The organism is Streptomyces sp. NPDC090083 (assembly GCF_044747445.1).
In the GTDB taxonomy this organism is placed as follows: domain Bacteria; phylum Actinomycetota; class Actinomycetes; order Streptomycetales; family Streptomycetaceae; genus Streptomyces.
On sequence record NZ_JBIVED010000002.1, the window covers coordinates 797,496 to 814,734 of the forward strand.

Genomic DNA, 17,239 nt, shown 5'->3' on the forward strand with positions numbered 1-17,239 from the left:
GGTCAAAGGAGTGTCAAGCGAGTTAAAAGCCCAGTCGTTCCCGACGCACCGAATACGCCACGAATCCGGCGCCGAGGCCGAGGAACACGGTGCCGCCGACGATGTACGGCGTGGTGTTCGGACTGCCCGTGTCGGCGAGCTGGGTGTGGTCCGAGGTGGCGGTGACGTCCGTCGAGGTGACCCGGGCCTGCTGGGTGACCTGCGAGGTAGGCGTCGCCGAAGTCTCCACTCTGGCCTGGTCGGTCACCGTCGCGTTGGCGGAGGGGACGAACCACAGGGCGCCCAGCAGGGTGCCCGCGGCGGTGGCGGTCAGCATCGTTCGGCGAGCGGTTGACACGGAATATCGATCCCCTTGTGGCGCTGGCGAATTGGCCGTGTGGAGCGATGCTAATGAACTCTGCGGGGTGCGGGAAAGTCACGGGAGCCGTGGGCCGTACGCTCCCGGCATGAGCACCCCAGAGACATCACGTTTTGTACGCCTTCGTGTCGAGCTCGTTCTCGAAGTCGAGAACGAGGACGCCGTGACCCGGGCCGCGCTGGCCAAGATCGCCGACGATCCCGAGCTGCCCGGCGACGAGCGCGGCCACGCCGAGACCGCTGTGACCGAAGACACCGCCGAGGCCCTCGCCTATCTCGTCGACCCGTTCGACCTGGTCAGCGAGATGCCCGGGGTCGACCTCGCCCAGGCCTCGTGGAGCAGTGAGGAGATCGACTACGACCCGGATTCGCCGGATTGGGACATCGACGAGGATGATGTCGAGGACGACGAGGAATCAGACGGGACGGCAGTGGCCGGCTGAGCCGCGCGCGGGCGATCGAGGCCCCGGGCGGCGATCGCTGTCCGGGGCCTCGTCGTGGACGTGGTGTGCCCCACATCCGGGCGACAGGCGGAACGGTACGCACCGGTCGTAGCGTTGGTTTCTTAAGGATTTGTTCAACGGGAACGACGCGGGAACTACGTACGAGGCCGCCGGGGCCACCCGGGGTCAACGGGGCCACTCGGGTTTTCAGGTTTTTCGGCAACGATGGAGAAGCGTGTGATGACGGACGGTAAGCGGCGCAAGGGTCTGGTGGCCGCGTCCGCACTGCTCGGCGGTGTGCTCGTGCTCACGGCGTGTTCCGGCAGCGACGACAAGTCCTCCGGAAGCGATTCGAGCCAGAGCTCGCAGTCGAAGGTCGACGAGGCGGCGGCGAAGAAGTCGTCCGAGGCGCAGATCAAGATCACGCCGGCGGACGGCTCGGACAACGCCTCCATCAACAACTCGGCCGCGGTCACCGTCAGCAAGGGCACGCTCACGGGCGTGACGATGACGACGGCGGACGGCAAGGCCGTCGCGGGCGCCATCTCGGCGGACAAGCTGAGCTGGAAGCCGAGCGCGCAGCTGGACCGCTCGACCACGTACAAGCTCGCGGCCACCGCCAAGGACTCCGCGGGCCTCGTCGCCCACGAGAACGCCTCCTTCACCACGGTCTCCCCGGCCAACAGCTTCATAGGGAACTTCACCCCCGAGGACGGCTCCACGGTCGGCGTCGGCATGCCGGTCTCGATCAACTTCAACAAGGCGATCACCAACAAGGCCGCCGTCCAGAAGGGCATCACCGTCACCTCCACCAGCGGCCAGGAAGTCGTCTGCCACTGGTTCAACACCCAGCGCATGGACTGCCGCCCCGAGGACTACTGGAAGGAGAACTCCACCGTCACGCTGAAGCTCGCGCTCGACGGCGTCGAGGGCGCCTCCGGGGTCTACGGCGTGCAGCAGAAGACGGTCACCTTCCACATCGGCCGCAACCAGGTCTCGTACGTCGACGCCAAGTCGAAGCAGATGAAGGTGGAGCAGGACGGCAAGGTGATCAAGACGATCCCGATCTCCGCCGGTTCCCCCGAACACACCACGTACAACGGCCAGATGGTGATGTCGGAGAAGTTCACGCAGACCCGGATGAACGGTGCGACGGTCGGCTTCACCGATGACGACGGCAAGGGCGAGTACGACATCAAGGACGTCCCCCACGCCATCCGCCTCACCAGCTCCGGCACGTTCATCCACGGCAACTACTGGGGCTCGCCCTCGGTGTTCGGCTCGGTCAACACCAGCCACGGCTGCGTCGGCCTCCAGGACGTGAAGGGCGCGGGCGACAAGAACATGCCGGCGGCGTGGTTCTACAACAACTCGATGGTGGGCGACGTCGTCGTCATCTCCAACACCGGCGACAAGACGGTGTCCCCGGACAACGGCCTCAACGGCTGGAACATGGACTGGGCCCAGTGGAAGGCGGGTTCGGCGGTCTGACCCGACCCCGACCTGCCGACTCCGTCACGCGTGAGGGCGGTCGCCCCCGGCTCCGGCTGGTGGCGACCGCCTTTTCGCTGTCGCGGACTAGCGGATGCCGTCGGCCTTGAGGGCACGGATGAAGGGCGCCCAGGCGGAGGCGCCGAGAAGGAGCGCGGGACCGCCGGGCACGGCCTTGGAGTCACGGACGGGCACGAGGCCGGGGAGGTTGTGGGCGACCTCTACGCAGTTGCCGCCGCTCTCGTTGCTATAGCTGCTTCTGAGCCAGAGTGCTTCACTCAAGTCGGTCCGGTTGCTTGCCATTTCGATAATCCTCTGCCGCTGACTTGATCATGGCGAGGGACGTGTCTGGTGACAGCGCGACGGCCCTGAGCTGATCGTATGCCTTGCGGTACTGCTCCACGAGGGCCGGATCGTCGATGGTGTCACCTGTGTAGGACGCTTCGGTGTAAACCAGTGGTGGGGCGTCCGGGAACTTCATCGTCAGAATGGAGGCTGCCATCAGAGGGTGCGCCCTCTGTTTCCGCGGAACGATCTGCGGAATGATCCGGCGCCGGTCAGCCAGTTCCGCGATGCGGTCGAGCTGAGCCGTCATGTCAGCCTCCGGCAGGAGCGGTTCGACGATCAGGCGCTCGTGCAGGATCACCCAGTACTCCGGGATGTGGTGGTCGTCCTCGAAGAGCCTCGCGCGCGCCATTCGGGCTGTGACCTTCTCCTCCACTTCCTCGTCGAGGGACAGCGGGAGTCCCGCCAGGACAACTGCCCGCGCGTAGGCCGGAGTTTGCAGCAGTCCCGGCAGGAGCATGGGACACCACTCCTCGATGGTGGTGGCGTGCTTCTCCGCGTCCAGGACCTTCTCGAAGTACTCGGCGTGCCCCGCTCTCCGCGCCTTCCGAACGTCCTCGCAATGCCGCTCGAAGAACCCGTCCGTCCCCAGTACCCGATCCGCGTGCCGTGCCAGATCCAGCGGCATCCGCCGCTCGCCGCGTTCGATGTCGCTGAGGAAGGTCTTGCCGTAGAAGATCCCCTCAAGGAACGCCTCAAGCGACAGCCCCGCCTCCTCCCGTTTCCACCGCAACTCCTTGCCGTAGAAGGTCGGAACGCTCATCGACCCGTCGATGTCCTTGCCCCGTGCCACCACGTGCCCTCCTCCGCAGCCCCGGTCGCGAACGCGAAACCTCTTTTACGGTAGCCAGCGCAACGTCACTCTGTGAGGGATTCGTCACAGAGCGCACAGGAGGCTCCGGTCCATGTCCACCCCCACCCCCTACGACACGACCCTCTGCGTGGAGGAACTCCGCGAGGCTCTCGCTCTGCATGGCATCACACTCCCCTCTCTCGGCGTGGACATCCTCGCCGCCGGCCTCGTCGCGCTCGGGAACTGCAACACCGCCACGGCCCGCGAACTCGCCGCCGCTCTCCGTGAGGCGGCGAAGCGATGACCGTCGAACTCCACCTGCTGGCCACCCCGAAGGCCGTACCGGAACTCCGTCACCGTCTCCGCCACCACGCCTACGACGTCCGCCTCTGCGCGACGGAGTTGGTGACCAACGTGATCGACCACGTCGGGGAGGGAACCCCGGTGACCGTCAGAGTCCTCGGCACGGCCGACGGGCACACGCGTATCGAGGTCACCGACCCGGACCCACGCGCACTGCCACTGCTCCTCCGGGCGACCGCGACGGACGAACACGGCCGGGGAATGGCGCTCCTGGACGCGCTGGCGAGGCGCTGGGGCGTGGAGCAGGGGGCTGATCGGAAGACGGTGTGGTGCGAGGTGGAGGGTGATCTCGACAGCCGCACGGTAACGGGGCGTTGAGGTCAGCCCAGTTGCCGGGTGACGGCCGCGCGGGCGGCGGGGGAGAGGAGGGTGCCCGCGCGGGTGAGGAGGGCGCGGAGGCCCGGGCCGTAACGCTCGGCCAGTTCCGCGTTGTGGGCCAGGACGTCCAGTTCGTTGGCGGCGGTGATATCGAAGAACGCGCGCAACTGGTCGACGGGTGGGCTGAGTTCGCGGCCGGTGAAGCGGTCCCGGAAGGCGAACTCCGTTGTCCCGTCGATGCGGGGGTACACGGCACCGCGGTCGCAACTGGCGTACAGATAGACCAGCGCCTCGGCCCGTTCACCGATCAGCGCGACGAGCGTGGCCCGGTCGGCGAGGGGTAGCAGGCCGGCTGCGAAGCCGTCGGTCCCGTACGCCGCGTGACACAGCCCCGCCGCCCGAACGTCGGCATCGGCCCCCCACTCCGCCAACATCCCCTGAACACGCCCCAGATGACCCAGCAACGTCCCACCGGGATGAGGCATGTCATCGGCCCCCCGATCACGCAGAAAATCTTCGATCACCACGCGTCCCTTACCTGTCAGCCGCTGCTCGACTGATGCCATCGCAGGGGTCCTCTCGCAGGCTTGTTCGGACGGCTCAGACGGAATACGGGTAGACGTCGATGTGAGGGACCGAGAGTTCGATGCGGTCGTCGTTCGAAGGCCTGTCAGGCCTGCCCTGTTCTTCTGGATGTCCGGCAGCGAACTCCGCGAGAATGATGTAGATGCCCAGTCGGATCGACACCACCGCGTCCTCGTCGGCATTGACGACAGTCCCCCGGATTCGAACCGGTGCTCCCGCAGCTTCCGCCTGCAGTGCGTCCGGCCCCTCTGCATGGACCCAGTGCACGACATCGTCCGGGATGTCGATCTCGACGTCTGCGGCGTCGCCCGCCTGTGGTGCTGCTGCCCCGCGCCAGCGGGCCCAGACTTGTCCGAGCGCGCTGCGAAAGACGATGCGAGGTCCTTCGGACTCTTCCACGTTGTCGAGGACGTCCAGAATCTCAATGCGCATTACTTCAGTCCTAGCGGTACTCGAACCATGGTGTTGTCCACGATCCACTCATTTGCGGGGGAGATGAACGTCCAGGTTTCCATGTGGAAGTGGAATTTGGTTGGTTTGCTGTTCATCTCGTGCGGCCCGAGGCGGATACTCCGTTGGCCGTCTGCGGAGACGAGACGATCTGGATCCGGCAGACCGGTGCGAGGGTGGATGTTCGTGTAAGGACCCTCGCCCAGGAACTTTTCCCACTCGCCCATGACCTGGTGAGGCTTCAGTGGCTTGGGTGCGACCACTTCTGGGGTCTGGGTGACCTTCTGCTCAGGCGGGCACGGGGTCAGACCGAGGGGATCACTCCAGGTCAGGGGGTTGTCGACATACGCTTCCGCGTTGGGAGCGGCGGTGAGTCCCAATGGGTCCGAGGTGAGGTACCGCCCCGTCTCCGGGTCGTAGTGCCGGAAGTAGTTGTAGTGCAGGCCCGTTTCGGGGTCGAAGTACTGGCCCGGGAAGCGGAGTGGTGTGTATGTCGTGCTGGTCGATGACCAGGCTGTCGTGCCCCAGAGGGTGCTGCGGGTGTGCCAGGCGATGTCGCCCTGTTCGTCGATCAGTTCGGTCGGGGTGCCCACCAGGTCGGTGACGATCGCGAAGAAGCGGGAGTCGATCTCGTCCTGGGGCGTTTCCGCCGCGGTGATGCGTTCTGTCTGGGCGATGGGGGCCAGGCCTTGGTGGTCCCAGGTGAGGGTCACCGGGTGGGGGAGGTCCGGGGACGTGGTGGTCTGTTCGCAGAGGGTGGTGCCGTCCCAGGTGAACGTCACCTTTTCCGCGACCGTCTCGGCATCCGCGGCCATGCGGAGTTTCGCCGTGCGGCGGCCGAGGGGGTCGTAGGTGTAGCGCCACCGTGTGCCGTCGGGAGTCGTCGCCGACGTCAGCCGGTCCTCGGCGTCCCACTCGTAGCGCCAGGTGTCGGGCTTGCGGGACAGGCGGGTCTTCTGGCGGAGCGTGGTGCGGCCCAGCGCGTCGTGTTCGTAGCGGACGGTGCCCGCCCGGGTGATACGGGTGCCCGTGTAGGCACGGGCGCCGGTCGCCTCCTGGCCGGGGTGCCCCGCCGGCCACTGCGCCTGGGTCTGGTTGCCCGCCTCGTCGTACGCGTACGTCTCGGTCCAGTTCGCCGCGTGGACCGCCGTCACCCGGCCCGCCGCGTCGAGGTCGAAGCGGCGGCTGCCGGAGAGCTGGTCGTCGATCGCTGTGAGGTTGCCGTCGGCCCGGTAGGTGTAGGCGCGGTGTTGGAGGGAGTCGCCTCTTGCTCCGACGGCCGACTGAGTCTTCAGGCGGCCGGCCGTGTCGAAGGTGTGGTTGAGGGTCAGTGTCTCGCCCACCTGGCGGGCCAGTTCGCGGCCGACCCCGTCGTACGTGAAGTCGATGGCGCGGCCCGATGCCGTCATGCCGGTGCGGCGGCCGTTGGCGTCGTACGACCAGGTCGTGGTCGCGCCGGTCGGGGTGGTACGGCCGGTGCGGCGGCCGAACTCGTCGTAGGTGTAAGTCAGTTCACGGCCGTCGACCGTCTCCGAGCGGACCCGTCCGTGGCGGTCGCGGAGGATCGTCAGCGTGGTGTCGGGGCCGGTCGCCTGCGCGAGGGCGTCCGTCATGTCGTAGGCGTACGTGGTGACTTGGCCGGCCGCGTTCTTGCGGGTCACCTGGCCCAGCGCGTTGCGTTCGAACTCGACGACCTGGCCGAGGGTGTTCGTGCGGGTGGTCAGGCGGCCGTTCGCATCGTGGGTGTAGGTGCGGACGCGGCCGTCGAAGTCCGTCTCCGCGGTCAGGCGGCCCGCCGCGTCGTAGGCGTAACTCCACGTCAGGCCTTGTGGATTGGTGACCCGGGTGAGGTTGAGTTCGGTGTCGTGGGCGAAGTCGTGGCGGACTCCGTCCGGGCCGGTGCGGGACGTGAGCAGGTCGAAGTGGGTGTACTCGAAGCGGGAGACGCCGCCCAACGGGTCCGTGTGCGTGGTGCAGTTGCCCTCGCCGTCGTACGTCCAGGACTCGGTCGTGCCGTCCGGTGCCGTGCGGTGGGACAGGTGGCCCTCGGGCGTCCACTCCAGGCGGGTCGTCGCGCCCAGCGCGTCGGTGACGGTGACGGGTCGGCCGAAGCCGTCCCGTTCGTAGCGGGTGCTTCCGCCGAGCGGGTCGGTGATCTCCACCAGGAGGCCGGTGCGGTCGCAGCGGACGGTCGTGGCCCGGCCCAGCGCGTCGGTCACCTTCGTGAGGTGGCCGGAGTCGTCGTAGGCGAAGTGGGTGGTGTGGCCTGCCGGGTCGGTCACCGATGTGCGGTTGCCGCGGGCGTCGTACGTCTGGTGGAGGACCGTGCCGTCCGGGTTCACCAGCCGTACCGGCAGGCCGAGTTCGTTGTAGTCGGCCCAAGCCTCGCGGCCGTCGGGGCGGGTGACCGTGAGCAGGTTGCCGGTCTCGTCGTAGCGGAAGGCGGTGGTGTGGCCGAGCGGGTCGGTGCGGGACAGAAGGCGGTTGCGGCGGTCGCGCCGGTAGCGCGTGACCGAGCCCGTCCCGTCGATCTCGGCGGTCACCTGTGCGCGGTCGTTGACCAGGTAGCGGGCCGTGTGGCCCAGCGAGTCGGTGATCGCCGTGACGCGGTCGCCCGTCTCCGGGTCGGTCTCGTCGTAGGTGAAGACGGAGTCGAGGTGGCCTGCCACGCCCGACTGGTGGGTGCAGCGGTCCCGGTCGTCGTAGACGTAGTCGAAGCGGCTGCCGTTGGTGTCCGTCCAGGACGTGATGCGGCCGTGTTCGTCGCAGCCGAACTGGAGCGGGATTCCTGACGAGTTGGTCACCTCGGTGAGGTGCCCGTCGGTGTAGCCGTAGCGGAGGAGCTCCGGTCCGGGGTCGTCGTGCGTCGCGCCTGCCCTGCGCAGAGCGGTGACGCGCCCGTCCGCCGTGCTGAACCTCAGCTCGTAGCCGCCGCTGTGGGTGATGCCGAGCGGGGCGCCGTCCCTGTCGTACTCGAAGGTGATCCAGTTGCCGTTGCGGTCGTCGAGCTGTTCCAGGACCGCCAAGCCCGGCCCGCTGTCGGCGAAGTGCCACGTCCGGCCGGAGTCCGGGTCCGTGACCGTGTAGCCGCCGTCCTCGCGGCTCAGGGGCCACCGCGGGCCGTGGGCGGGGAGGGTCGGCAGGCCCGGTGCGGGGTGCGGGTAGGCCAGCAGCAGGCCGTCCTCGGCGACGAGGACGACTCCCTCGGCGTCGATCTCCAGCCGCTGGTCCACCGTCGACGACCAGGTGGGACCGAACCAACGACCGGCCCGGTAGGCCGAGTTGAACGAACGCTTCACGACCAGCGGCAGTGCGCCCGGCAGGGACAGGTCGGTCTGCGGCAGGACCATGTGACCCGTGGCGACGTCGATCGGGTCCCGCTCGCAGACCGTCTCCTCCGGGCGGCGACTGGTGCCCTCGGGATGTTCCGTGGCCCCCTTCCGCCCCGCGCCCGCCGCGTCCTCGGCCGCGTCGGCCGCCGACCGCCGCACCCCCGACTCGACCGCGCTCTCCACCCCGTCCTTGAGCGCCGCCCGCCCGAACGCGGCCTCCAGTCCCGCGCCGTCCCCCACAAGATTCGGCAGCAACCGCCCCGTCCCCTCCGACGGGTCCTTCATGAAGTCGTCGAGCATCGTCTCCGCGGCCCGCTCAGGATGCGCGCTCGTCGAGATCAGGCCCGCCAGGGTCATGTTGACGTTCTGGACGTAGGCGGCGGGGTGGGTGAGGTTGTACGGGTCCGTCGGGTTGAGGCCGCGGGCGAAGGTGAGGATGCCCGCGGTGCCCTTCGCGATGCCGGCGTCGAAGTGCAGGATCTCCGTGTTGACGGCCTGGTAGCCGTCGACCGCGTCGGCCTTGAGGCGGGTCAGCGGGGGTGGTTCGGCGGGGGCGTGGGCGAGGGCCTCGCGGACCGCGCCCGCGGCGGTGCGGGCGGCCTCGTCGCGCTGGCGGCGGGCCTCGTCCAGGATCTCGTGGGCCTGCCGTACGGCGGCGGCGCCTGGGTCCGTCGTCGGTGCCGGCTTCTTGTCGTCGTCCTTGTGCCTGGCCACCTCCGCCTTGTACGCGTCCGACGCCTTCTTCCCCGGGCCGTACAGACGGATCGCGTCCCGCGCCTGGCCCTGCGCCCACTCCACCGTGTCCGCGTACGAGGACAGCGCCCTGCCCGCCGCGTCGCAGGCGTCCGCCGCCTGGAGCCACTTCGTGGGGTGCATCGCGAACTTCTCGCGGAAGGTGTCGGCCGCCTCGCCCCGCCAGGACGACGAGTCGAGCTTGCGCATGCCGTCGCCGACCTTGTCGAAGGCGGTGAAGAAGTCGGCCAGGTGCTTGGCCGTCGCCCGGATCGCCTTCGGGTCGCCGTGGACCAGGTCGGACGGCAGGTCGGTGTCGCCGAGCTGCTTCTCGCCCGGTGTGGCGCCGAGCTTCGAGGCGATCCGGTCGCCCGCGTTCTCCACCGCGACGGCGTAGCGGTGGGCGCCGACATGGTCCAGGCCCTCCCCGATCAGATCGGTGCCCTTGTCGACCCCTTCGCCGACCAGCTTCTTGCCCGAGTCGACGACATCGCCGACCTTGTTCAGGCCGGAGTTGACCAGATCGCCGATCCCCATCAGCCCGCGTCCCCGTCCCGCGCCTCGGCCGCCCTCGCCCGTTCCTCCGGCGACGGGCCCAACTCGCTGTCCAGGAAGGCGTTGTAGTCGTCTCCGCTCACGCCCGCCGCGCTCGCCAGGTTCGCCGGGTTGAGGCCCGGGCCCAGCGGGCTGAACGTGTGCGAGGTCAGCACGTCCCGCGCCGCGTCCTTGTACGCCTGCTTGCTGTTGTCCATCGCCTTGTCCATCGACTCGGCGCTGTAGTCGACGCCGCCGGTGTACTCGTTGTGGCGCACCAGGTCGCCCCAGCTCTCCTGGGTGACCTCGTCCTCCGTGGCGTACGGGTTGCCGATGCCCGCGTTGACCACGATCTTCATCGTGCCCTGGACGTACTGGTCCGTCTCGTACAGCGTGCCCGCCGAAAGGCCCACGCCCGCCGCGAAGTTGTTGCCCTCGGCCACGAGCGCGCGCACGCCCCACTCCCAGCGTTCGCAGAACGACGTGAAGCCCGACAGCAGTTCCTCGTTGCCCAACTCCAGCCCGGAGAGGCCCAGTTCGGAGAAGCCGCGGCCCGCTCCGGCCAGGCTGTCGATGCCCAGTTCCTTCAACTCGCCCAGCACCAGGGTGATCCCTTGCGCTATCTCGTCGAGCCCGGCCGCCTCGATGTCCTGACCACCGTCGCCGCTCATCCCCGTACCCCCACAGCCGTGTCCACGGTCGCGTCGGCGTCCGCGGTCCTCCCCGCGTCCACCGCCGCCTCCTCCGGCACGATCCCCGTCACCGGCGGGAACAGCACGCCCTCGCCCTCGGTCCCCACATCCAGCGCGACTCCGCACGGCACACCCGCGGCCGGCACCGCCGCGTCCAGCAGGCGTGCTCCCAGCAGCCGTTGATAGGGCCACTCCCGCCCGCCTTCACCCCTCGCCATAGCGAACCGGGCCAACGCCGACTCGTGGGAGAACGCGTAGATCCACCGGATGCCGCCGAGATCGCCGACCAGGGGCGCGCCGTCCTCGTCCGTCGGCACCAGCACCGCCGTACGACGGAACTCGCCCAGCAGTACGGCCCCTTCGTGGCGCGCGCGTACCACGGCGTCGTCGCTGATCAGGGGCTCGGAGGTGGCGGCGGGTGCGGCGGCCGGCCCCGCCCGGCCCGGCTCCGCGTAGTCCAGCAGCCTGGACCGGCGTACGCCTCCGGTCTCCCCGGCGGCCCCGGTCTCCCCGGCGTTCTCACCGCCGTGCGCCATGTCGTCGTTTCCCCCGCGATCGGACATGGGGGAAATCATCACATCAGCACATCGCGTACGGCAACGCGGATAGCGGCGACAGGCGCAGCGCGTGCCGAAAGTCTCGTAGAAGGTGCGGAGCGCCTTGCCGCTGACAGCTCCGCGCGGGCTCTCTCCTTGGCCATGGACAGCCTTCTCATCGTTCTCTTATGTCGGCCTTATGGCATCATCACGCGCTGTACCTAGCTTGCGGGCCATGTTCTTCACCTACCTGAGGCGCGAGTTGCGCCGCCGCAGAAAAGCGGCCCTCGTCGTCGCCTCCGGCCTCGCACTGGGCATTGCGCTGGTCATCGTGGTCAACTCCGTGTCCTCCGGCATGGGTAAGGCCCAGGACAAGGTCCTCCAGTCGCTGTACGGACTCGGTACGGACATGACCGTCACCAAGGCGGCCACGCCCGCGGCCAGCGGCTCGCAGCAGCCGCGCTTCCAGTTCGACGCCAACAACAACGACGACAGCAAGACGCAGAGCAGCGACCGCGTCATGGTCCAGGGCTTCACCACGCTGGCCTCCACCACCGTCACCAAGGTGGCCGGGCAGAAGGGCGTCTCCGACGCCGTCGGCGGGCTGAGCCTCAACGTCGTCAAGGTCGACGGACAGTTCACCCGCGGCCAGTTCCGGCAGAACCAGGGCAGCGGCACCGGAGGCGGCGGCAACCGCGGTGGCGGCGGCGGTGGCGGCGCGCCGCAGGGCGAAGTCACCGGCGGCGGCGCCAACTTCAACATCAACGCGTACACGGTCTACGGCACCGACGTCACCAAGCCCGCGCTCGGCCCGCTGACCTCCTCGAAGATCACCAGCGGCCGTACCTTCACCACCGCGGAGACCGACGCGAAGGTCGTCGTCGCCGACTCGGCGTACGCCAAGGAGAAGAAGCTCAAGGTCGGTTCGACCGTCACGATCAAGAGCGTCAAGTACAAGGTCATCGGCATCGCCACCGCGACCAGCGGCGACGCGGCGGCCAACCTGTACATCCCGCTGACGCAGGCGCAGACCCTGAGCGGTGACAAGAACAAGGTCACCACGATCTACGTCAAGGCGACCGACTCCCAGCAGATCTCGGCCGTCAAGAAGACCATCACGAGCAATGTCTCGGGCACGACGGTCACCACCTCCGCCGATCTCGCCGACACGGTCTCCGGTTCGCTGTCCACCGCCTCCTCCCTCGCCACCAGCGTCGGCAAGTGGCTGTCGATCGCGGTCCTCGTCGCCGCGTTCCTGGTCGCCGGGCTGCTCACCTCCTCGGCGGTCTCCCGCCGCGTGCGGGAGTTCGGCACGCTGAAGGCGCTCGGCTGGAAGTCCGGCCGGGTGACCCGGCAGGTGGTCGGCGAGGCCATCGTCAACGGCCTGGTCGGCGGCGTCCTCGGCATCGCGCTCGGCCTGGCGGGCGCGTACGTCGTCACCGCGATCAGCCCGACCCTCTCGGCCTCCCTCGGCAGCACGGGCGGCGGTGGCCGCGCGGGCGGGCCCGGCGGCGGTGGCGGCGGCTTCGGCGGCCCCGGCCGGCAGGCCGCGGCCAAGACGCTCGACGTCGCGCTCACCGCGCCCGTCAACGCCACCACCATCGCCCTCGCTGTGGGCCTCGCGGTGGCGGGCGGTCTGATCGCAGGCGCCTTCGGCGGCTGGCGCGCGTCGCGGCTCCGCCCGGCGGACGCCCTGCGCAGGGTCGAGTAGCGAGCACCTGGTCAACACCGTTCACCGCGGCGCCCCTTCGGGGTGCGGGGCCGCGTCGATGTGCGGCTCCGCCGCGCGGGCGCGACCAGCCACGACGGTACCGCGGACGACGGACGGCGAAACGGGGTCCGTCCCACGGCGGGCCCCAACCCCCTTTACTTCTCCAGGAGTTGCACCATGTACGAACTAAGAGGCGTCACCAAGCTCTACTCACGAGGCAAGGAAACCGTCCACGCCCTCGACGGCATCGACCTCACCATCGGAGACGGCGACCGCCTGGTCATCCAGGGCCCGACCGGTGGCGGCAAGTCCACCCTGCTCCAGATGATCGGCGCCCTCGACCGCCCCACCGCCGGCGAGATCGTCCTGGACGGCACGGACTTGGCGAAACTCTCCGAGGCCAGGCTCACCAAGGTCCGCAGCGAGAACATCGGCTTCGTGTTCCAGTCCTTCAACCTGATCCCGACTCTCACCGCCCAGGAGAACGTCGAGACGGCCCTCGTACCGCTCGGCACCAAGGCGAAGGAACGCCGCGAACGGGCCGCCGAGGCACTGACGTCGGTCGGTCTCGGCGAGCGTCTCGGACACCTCCCCGGCGAGATGTCCGGCGGGCAGCAGCAGCGCGTCGCCATCGCCCGCGCGCTCGTCAAGCAGCCCAAGGTGCTCCTCGCGGACGAACCGACCGGCAACCTCGACGAGTCGATGCGCGACGAGATCATGGACGTGCTGGAGCGCATGTGGAAGGAGCACGGGCTGACCTTCATCATGGTCACCCACGACTCCGCCATTGCGAAGAAGGCCCCGCGCCTCGCGACCATCCGCAAGGGCAAGATCACGGTGAAGGAGAACGCCGCCTCCAAGTGACCCCGGCATCAGATGCGAGCAACTTGGCTTCCAGGAAAGGAAGTTCGGTGCTCGGACGGGTGACTCGGCGGCCCCCTAGCCGAGTTCTCGCCGCCTTCACCCGTCGACTGCGTAACGGAGTCCGGGCGACGGCGTAACAGTTCGCGGACGCGCTTTCTCATCCTCCTCTCATCTCTTGAGCGGGTGATCACCCCTCGGCATACTGCGTGTTCCGGGGGGTGTCACGCACAGGTGTACGGGCTTTCCCCTGGCCGGGTGAACGGGGAATTCGCCCGGTACCTCAGCTCCAGGGGGAGCCTTGCGCAGACACGTGAAGAGAGCGTGCGCGGCCACCGTCGCCGCGTCCGCCGCCGTAGCCCTCGCCGCCGGAACGACCAGCCCGGCGTCGGCGAAGCCCGTATCGGGCGCGGCCGGTGCCGGCCACCTCGCAGCCGCGCAGGCGCGGCTCAAGGGCAGCCATCACATCACCCTGATCACCGGCGACCGCGTCACCGTCGACGCGAAGGGCCGGGTCACCGGTCTGGAACCCGCGAAGGGCCGTGAACACATACCGGTTCAGGTCCGCAGGCTCGACGGGCACACGCTCGTCCTGCCCGTGGACGCGGCCCGGCTGATCGTGTCCGGCAAGCTCGACCAGCGGCTCTTCGACATCACCGAACTGAACAAGTCGGCGGAGCGCGCCTCCCAGAAGTCCGGTCTGAAGGTCATCGTCGGCTACCGGGGAGCGGCCACCGCGACCAAGGCCGACGTCCGGGACGCGGGCAGGCTGCGCCACTCCCTGAAGACGCTGAACGCCGACGCCGTCCAGACCCCGCGGCAGGACGCGCCCGAGCTGTGGAAGGCCGTCACCGACGGCGACACGTCGGCGTCCGGCATCGCGCACGTCTGGCTCGACGGGGTCCGCAAGGCCGGCCTCGACAAGTCCGTCCCGCAGATCGGCGCCCCGAAGGCATGGGCGGCCGGCTACACGGGCAAGGGCGTGAAGATCGCCGTACTGGACACGGGAGTCGACGCCGACCACCCGGACCTGAGGACCCAGGTCATCGCGTCCAGGAACTTCTCCACGGCCGCCGACGCGAACGACCACTTCGGGCACGGCACGCACGTCGCCTCGATCGCGGCGGGCACCGGCGCCAAGTCGCACGGCACGTACAAGGGGGTCGCGCCCGACGCGAAGATCCTCAACGGCAAGGTCCTCGACGACAGCGGCTCCGGTGACGACTCCGGCATCCTCGCCGGCATGGAGTGGGCGGCCCAACAGGGCGCCGACATCGTCAACCTGAGCCTCGGCGGCCAGGACACCCCGGGAATCGACCCGTTGGAGGCGGAGGTCAACAGACTCTCCGCCGAGAAGGGCATCCTGTTCGCGATCGCCGCGGGCAACGAGGGCCCGGAGTCGATCGGTTCGCCCGGCAGCGCGGACGCGGCCCTCACGGTCGGCGCGGTCGACGGCAACGACAAGCTCGCCGACTTCTCCTCCACCGGCCCGCGCGTCGGCGACGGCGCCATCAAGCCCGACGTCACCGCGCCGGGCGTCGACATCACCGCCGCCGCGGCCCCGGGCAGCGTCATCGACAAGGAGGTCGGCGAGAACCCGCCCGGCTACCTGACCCTCTCGGGTACGTCGATGGCGACCCCGCATGTCGCCGGTGCCGCCGCCATCCTCAAGCAGGAACACCCGAGTTGGGGCTACGCCGAGCTGAAGGGCGCGCTCACCGGATCCGCGAAGGGCGGCAACTACACGCCGTTCCAGCAGGGTTCGGGCCGGATCGCCGTCGACAAGGCCGTCAAGCAGAGCGTCATCGCCGACCCGGTGTCGGAGAGCTTCGGCGTCCAGCAGTGGCCGCACACCGACGACACCCCGGTCACCAGGAAGGTCACCTACCGCAACCTCGGCACCGCGCCCGTCACCCTCAAGCTCACGGTCGCCGCCACCAACCCCAAGGGCCAGGCGGCCCCTTCGGGCTTCTTCAAGCTCGCCAAGACCTCGGTGACCGTACCGGCGGGCGGCACGGCCCCGGTCGGCCTCACCGTCGACACCAGGCTGGGCGGCACCCTCGACGGCGCCTACTCCGCGTACGTGACGGCGACCGGCGGCGGACAGACCGTCCGCACGGCCGCGGCCGTGGTGCGCGAAGTCCAGTCGTACGACCTCACGTTGAAGTTCATCAACCGTGACGGCACCCCCGCCAAGTACTACACCGCCACGGTCGCCGGCCTGTCCGGCCTCGGCGCGGGCAGCTCCGCCACTCCCTACGACGCCTCGGGCACCGTCAAGGTCCGTGTCCCCAAGGGCGGTTACGTCCTCGACACCGGGATCTTCGTGGACCCGGACGACTTCACCAAGGGCGCCGACTGGATCGCCCGGCCCAAGCTGACCGTCGACCGGAACACCACGGTCACGCTCGACGCCCGCACCACCCGGCCCGTCGACATCACCGTCCCGGACACCGGCGCCAAGGCGGCCTTCGCGGCGCCGAGTTACTCGCTCGCGACGGCGGACAGCGGCGCCTCCTTCGGCTGGCTCCTGGACTCGTACACCAACTTCCGCTCCGCGCACCTCGGTCCGCGGATCACCGACGGCTCGCTCACCGAGCAGTGGGACGCGCACTTCCTCAAGGGCGCCGACGAGCAGTACGACACCACCACCGGCGGCCAGGTCAAGCAGCTCGCCACCGGCTTCACCAAGCACTACAAGGCGAGTGAACTCGCCACCGTGAAGGCCCGCATGGGCGCCGCCGCCCGCGGCAAGACCGGGGTGCTCAACGCCTTCGGCTATCTGCCCGACTCCTTCGGCTCCTCCGGCATCGGCAGCCCGCAGCCGCTTCCCGGCACCCGCGTCCTGCACGTCTCCACCATCGACGGCGCCCAGTGGGAACTGGACTTCGAGCAGGACGCCGGGCTCGACCCGGACGGCTTCCCGATCACCGAGTCCTCCTACGTCACGGACAGCCCGGAGACCTTCACGTCCGGCCGGACGTACACCCGGACCTTCAACACGGCGGTCTTCGGCCCGCACCTCGACGACGTCTACGGCGTCTACCGCGACGGCAACGAGATCTCCGGCATCGTGCCGCTGTTCGCCGACTCCGCGCGGCACGCGGGCTCGTCGCTGTTCACCTCGGTCGACACGACCCTGTACCGCAACGGCACCAAGGTCGGCTCCAACCAGGACCCGCTGTTCGGCGACGGTGTCTTCAAGGTCCCGGCCGCCAACGCCTCGTACAAGCTGACCACTTCGGTCATCCGGAGCGTCAAGGTCGCCGCCGCCTCCACCCGGATCGACGCGAGCTGGACCTTCTCCTCGAAGAAGCCGTCCGGCGGCTACGCGGTCCAACTCCCCGTCTCCACCGCCCGGTTCAACGCGACCACCGGCCTGGACAGCCGGGTCGCGGCGGGCAGGAAGGCGACCTTCCCGGTCACCGTCGAGGGCGCGGCGGCCGGCCGCAACCTCAAGTCCCTGGGCGTGTGGGTGTCCTACGACTACGGCCAGACCTGGAAGAAGATCCCCGTCGTCAACGGCCGGATCACCGTGACCAACCCGGCCAAGGGCAAGGCCATTTCGTTCCACGCGAAGATCGCCGACAAGAAGGGCAACAAGTCGACGATCTCGATCTACAACGCGTACTACGGCACGTGAGCCCCGCGGCTCGATGACGCGACGGCCCGCCGGAAGTCGCCTTCCGGCGGGCC

At 69.1% G+C, this 17,239-nt stretch carries 15 protein-coding genes; 7 read left to right on the top strand and 8 right to left on the bottom strand.

Annotation, left to right across the window (positions count from 1 at the left end):
- Window positions 1–22: 22 nt before the first annotated feature.
- Window positions 23–316: an LAETG motif-containing sortase-dependent surface protein gene (locus ACIPTO_RS09390; protein WP_366317076.1), complete on the bottom strand. Its 294-nt coding sequence runs from the start codon at window positions 314–316 to the stop codon at window positions 23–25.
- A 130-nt stretch (window positions 317–446) separates the two neighbouring features.
- Between ACIPTO_RS09390 and ACIPTO_RS09395 the strand changes: the two genes are divergently transcribed.
- Window positions 447–800, top strand: coding sequence for a hypothetical protein (locus ACIPTO_RS09395; protein WP_366316155.1), 354 nt, complete (start codon window positions 447–449; stop codon window positions 798–800).
- 240 nt (window positions 801–1,040) lie between these two features.
- The gene (locus ACIPTO_RS09400; protein WP_366316153.1) at window positions 1,041–2,291 is read left to right on the top strand and encodes an Ig-like domain-containing protein; all 1,251 of its coding nucleotides are present in this window, start codon (window positions 1,041–1,043) and stop codon (window positions 2,289–2,291) included.
- 87 nt (window positions 2,292–2,378) lie between these two features.
- Here ACIPTO_RS09400 and ACIPTO_RS09405 read toward each other — a convergent pair whose 3' ends face one another.
- Window positions 2,379–2,594: a DUF397 domain-containing protein gene (locus ACIPTO_RS09405; RefSeq protein ID WP_401190431.1), complete on the bottom strand. Its 216-nt coding sequence runs from the start codon at window positions 2,592–2,594 to the stop codon at window positions 2,379–2,381.
- Window positions 2,566–3,429 (bottom strand): helix-turn-helix transcriptional regulator, encoded by an 864-nt coding sequence (locus tag ACIPTO_RS09410; protein WP_401190433.1) that lies wholly within the window; start codon window positions 3,427–3,429, stop codon window positions 2,566–2,568. Before ACIPTO_RS09410 ends, ACIPTO_RS09405 begins: the two co-directional genes overlap by 29 nt.
- 112 nt (window positions 3,430–3,541) lie before the next feature.
- On the opposite strand from ACIPTO_RS09410, the gene ACIPTO_RS09415 reads away from it, so the two are divergent.
- Window positions 3,542–3,733, top strand: coding sequence for a hypothetical protein (locus ACIPTO_RS09415; RefSeq protein WP_401190435.1), 192 nt, complete (start codon window positions 3,542–3,544; stop codon window positions 3,731–3,733).
- Window positions 3,730–4,110 (top strand): ATP-binding protein, encoded by a 381-nt coding sequence (locus ACIPTO_RS09420; protein ID WP_401190437.1) that lies wholly within the window; start codon window positions 3,730–3,732, stop codon window positions 4,108–4,110. The genes ACIPTO_RS09415 and ACIPTO_RS09420 overlap by 4 nt, the downstream gene beginning before the upstream one ends.
- 2 nt (window positions 4,111–4,112) lie before the next feature.
- Here ACIPTO_RS09420 and ACIPTO_RS09425 read toward each other — a convergent pair whose 3' ends face one another.
- Genes ACIPTO_RS09425 through ACIPTO_RS09445 form a run of 5 tightly spaced genes read right to left on the bottom strand, consistent with a single transcriptional unit; the run spans window position 4,113 to window position 10,971 of the window.
- Window positions 4,113–4,676, bottom strand: coding sequence for a DUF6817 domain-containing protein (locus ACIPTO_RS09425; RefSeq protein ID WP_401190439.1), 564 nt, complete (start codon window positions 4,674–4,676; stop codon window positions 4,113–4,115).
- Between the two features lie 34 nt (window positions 4,677–4,710).
- Window positions 4,711–5,127, bottom strand: coding sequence for a hypothetical protein (locus ACIPTO_RS09430; RefSeq protein WP_366316135.1), 417 nt, complete (start codon window positions 5,125–5,127; stop codon window positions 4,711–4,713).
- Window positions 5,127–9,746: a putative T7SS-secreted protein gene (locus ACIPTO_RS09435; protein WP_401190441.1), complete on the bottom strand. Its 4,620-nt coding sequence runs from the start codon at window positions 9,744–9,746 to the stop codon at window positions 5,127–5,129. The genes ACIPTO_RS09430 and ACIPTO_RS09435 overlap by 1 nt, the downstream gene beginning before the upstream one ends.
- Complete coding sequence (locus ACIPTO_RS09440) at window positions 9,746–10,414, bottom strand: hypothetical protein (RefSeq protein ID WP_401190443.1); 669 nt, start codon at window positions 10,412–10,414, stop codon at window positions 9,746–9,748. Before ACIPTO_RS09440 ends, ACIPTO_RS09435 begins: the two co-directional genes overlap by 1 nt.
- Entirely contained in the window at window positions 10,411–10,971 is a 561-nt protein-coding gene (locus ACIPTO_RS09445) for a hypothetical protein (protein WP_401190857.1), read from the bottom strand. The genes ACIPTO_RS09440 and ACIPTO_RS09445 overlap by 4 nt, the downstream gene beginning before the upstream one ends.
- Window positions 10,972–11,206: 235 nt before the next feature.
- Between ACIPTO_RS09445 and ACIPTO_RS09450 the strand changes: the two genes are divergently transcribed.
- From ACIPTO_RS09450 to ACIPTO_RS09460, 3 genes are all read left to right on the top strand, one after another.
- A complete protein-coding gene (locus ACIPTO_RS09450) occupies window positions 11,207–12,682 on the top strand; it encodes an ABC transporter permease (protein WP_401190445.1) in 1,476 nt (491 codons plus the stop codon).
- A 177-nt stretch (window positions 12,683–12,859) separates the two neighbouring features.
- The gene (locus tag ACIPTO_RS09455) at window positions 12,860–13,546 is read left to right on the top strand and encodes an ABC transporter ATP-binding protein (protein WP_366316125.1); all 687 of its coding nucleotides are present in this window, start codon (window positions 12,860–12,862) and stop codon (window positions 13,544–13,546) included.
- 310 nt (window positions 13,547–13,856) lie between these two features.
- Window positions 13,857–17,186: a S8 family peptidase gene (locus tag ACIPTO_RS09460; protein WP_401190447.1), complete on the top strand. Its 3,330-nt coding sequence runs from the start codon at window positions 13,857–13,859 to the stop codon at window positions 17,184–17,186.
- Window positions 17,187–17,239 lie beyond the last annotated feature (53 nt).

Coding starts and splice junctions, on each gene's coding strand:
- ACIPTO_RS09405 (WP_401190431.1), bottom strand. CDS start 2,594: ATGGCAAGCAACCGGACCGACTTGAGTGAAGCACTCTGGCTCAGAAGC.
- ACIPTO_RS09440 (WP_401190443.1), bottom strand. CDS start 10,414: ATGAGCGGCGACGGTGGTCAGGACATCGAGGCGGCCGGGCTCGACGAG.
- ACIPTO_RS09435 (WP_401190441.1), bottom strand. CDS start 9,746: ATGGGGATCGGCGATCTGGTCAACTCCGGCCTGAACAAGGTCGGCGAT.
- ACIPTO_RS09415 (WP_401190435.1), top strand. CDS start 3,542: ATGTCCACCCCCACCCCCTACGACACGACCCTCTGCGTGGAGGAACTC.
- ACIPTO_RS09445 (WP_401190857.1), bottom strand. CDS start 10,971: ATGGCGCACGGCGGTGAGAACGCCGGGGAGACCGGGGCCGCCGGGGAG.
- ACIPTO_RS09390 (WP_366317076.1), bottom strand. CDS start 316: ATGCTGACCGCCACCGCCGCGGGCACCCTGCTGGGCGCCCTGTGGTTC.
- ACIPTO_RS09450 (WP_401190445.1), top strand. CDS start 11,207: ATGTTCTTCACCTACCTGAGGCGCGAGTTGCGCCGCCGCAGAAAAGCG.
- ACIPTO_RS09425 (WP_401190439.1), bottom strand. CDS start 4,676: ATGGCATCAGTCGAGCAGCGGCTGACAGGTAAGGGACGCGTGGTGATC.
- ACIPTO_RS09420 (WP_401190437.1), top strand. CDS start 3,730: ATGACCGTCGAACTCCACCTGCTGGCCACCCCGAAGGCCGTACCGGAA.
- ACIPTO_RS09455 (WP_366316125.1), top strand. CDS start 12,860: ATGTACGAACTAAGAGGCGTCACCAAGCTCTACTCACGAGGCAAGGAA.
- ACIPTO_RS09400 (WP_366316153.1), top strand. CDS start 1,041: ATGACGGACGGTAAGCGGCGCAAGGGTCTGGTGGCCGCGTCCGCACTG.
- ACIPTO_RS09395 (WP_366316155.1), top strand. CDS start 447: ATGAGCACCCCAGAGACATCACGTTTTGTACGCCTTCGTGTCGAGCTC.
- ACIPTO_RS09430 (WP_366316135.1), bottom strand. CDS start 5,127: ATGCGCATTGAGATTCTGGACGTCCTCGACAACGTGGAAGAGTCCGAA.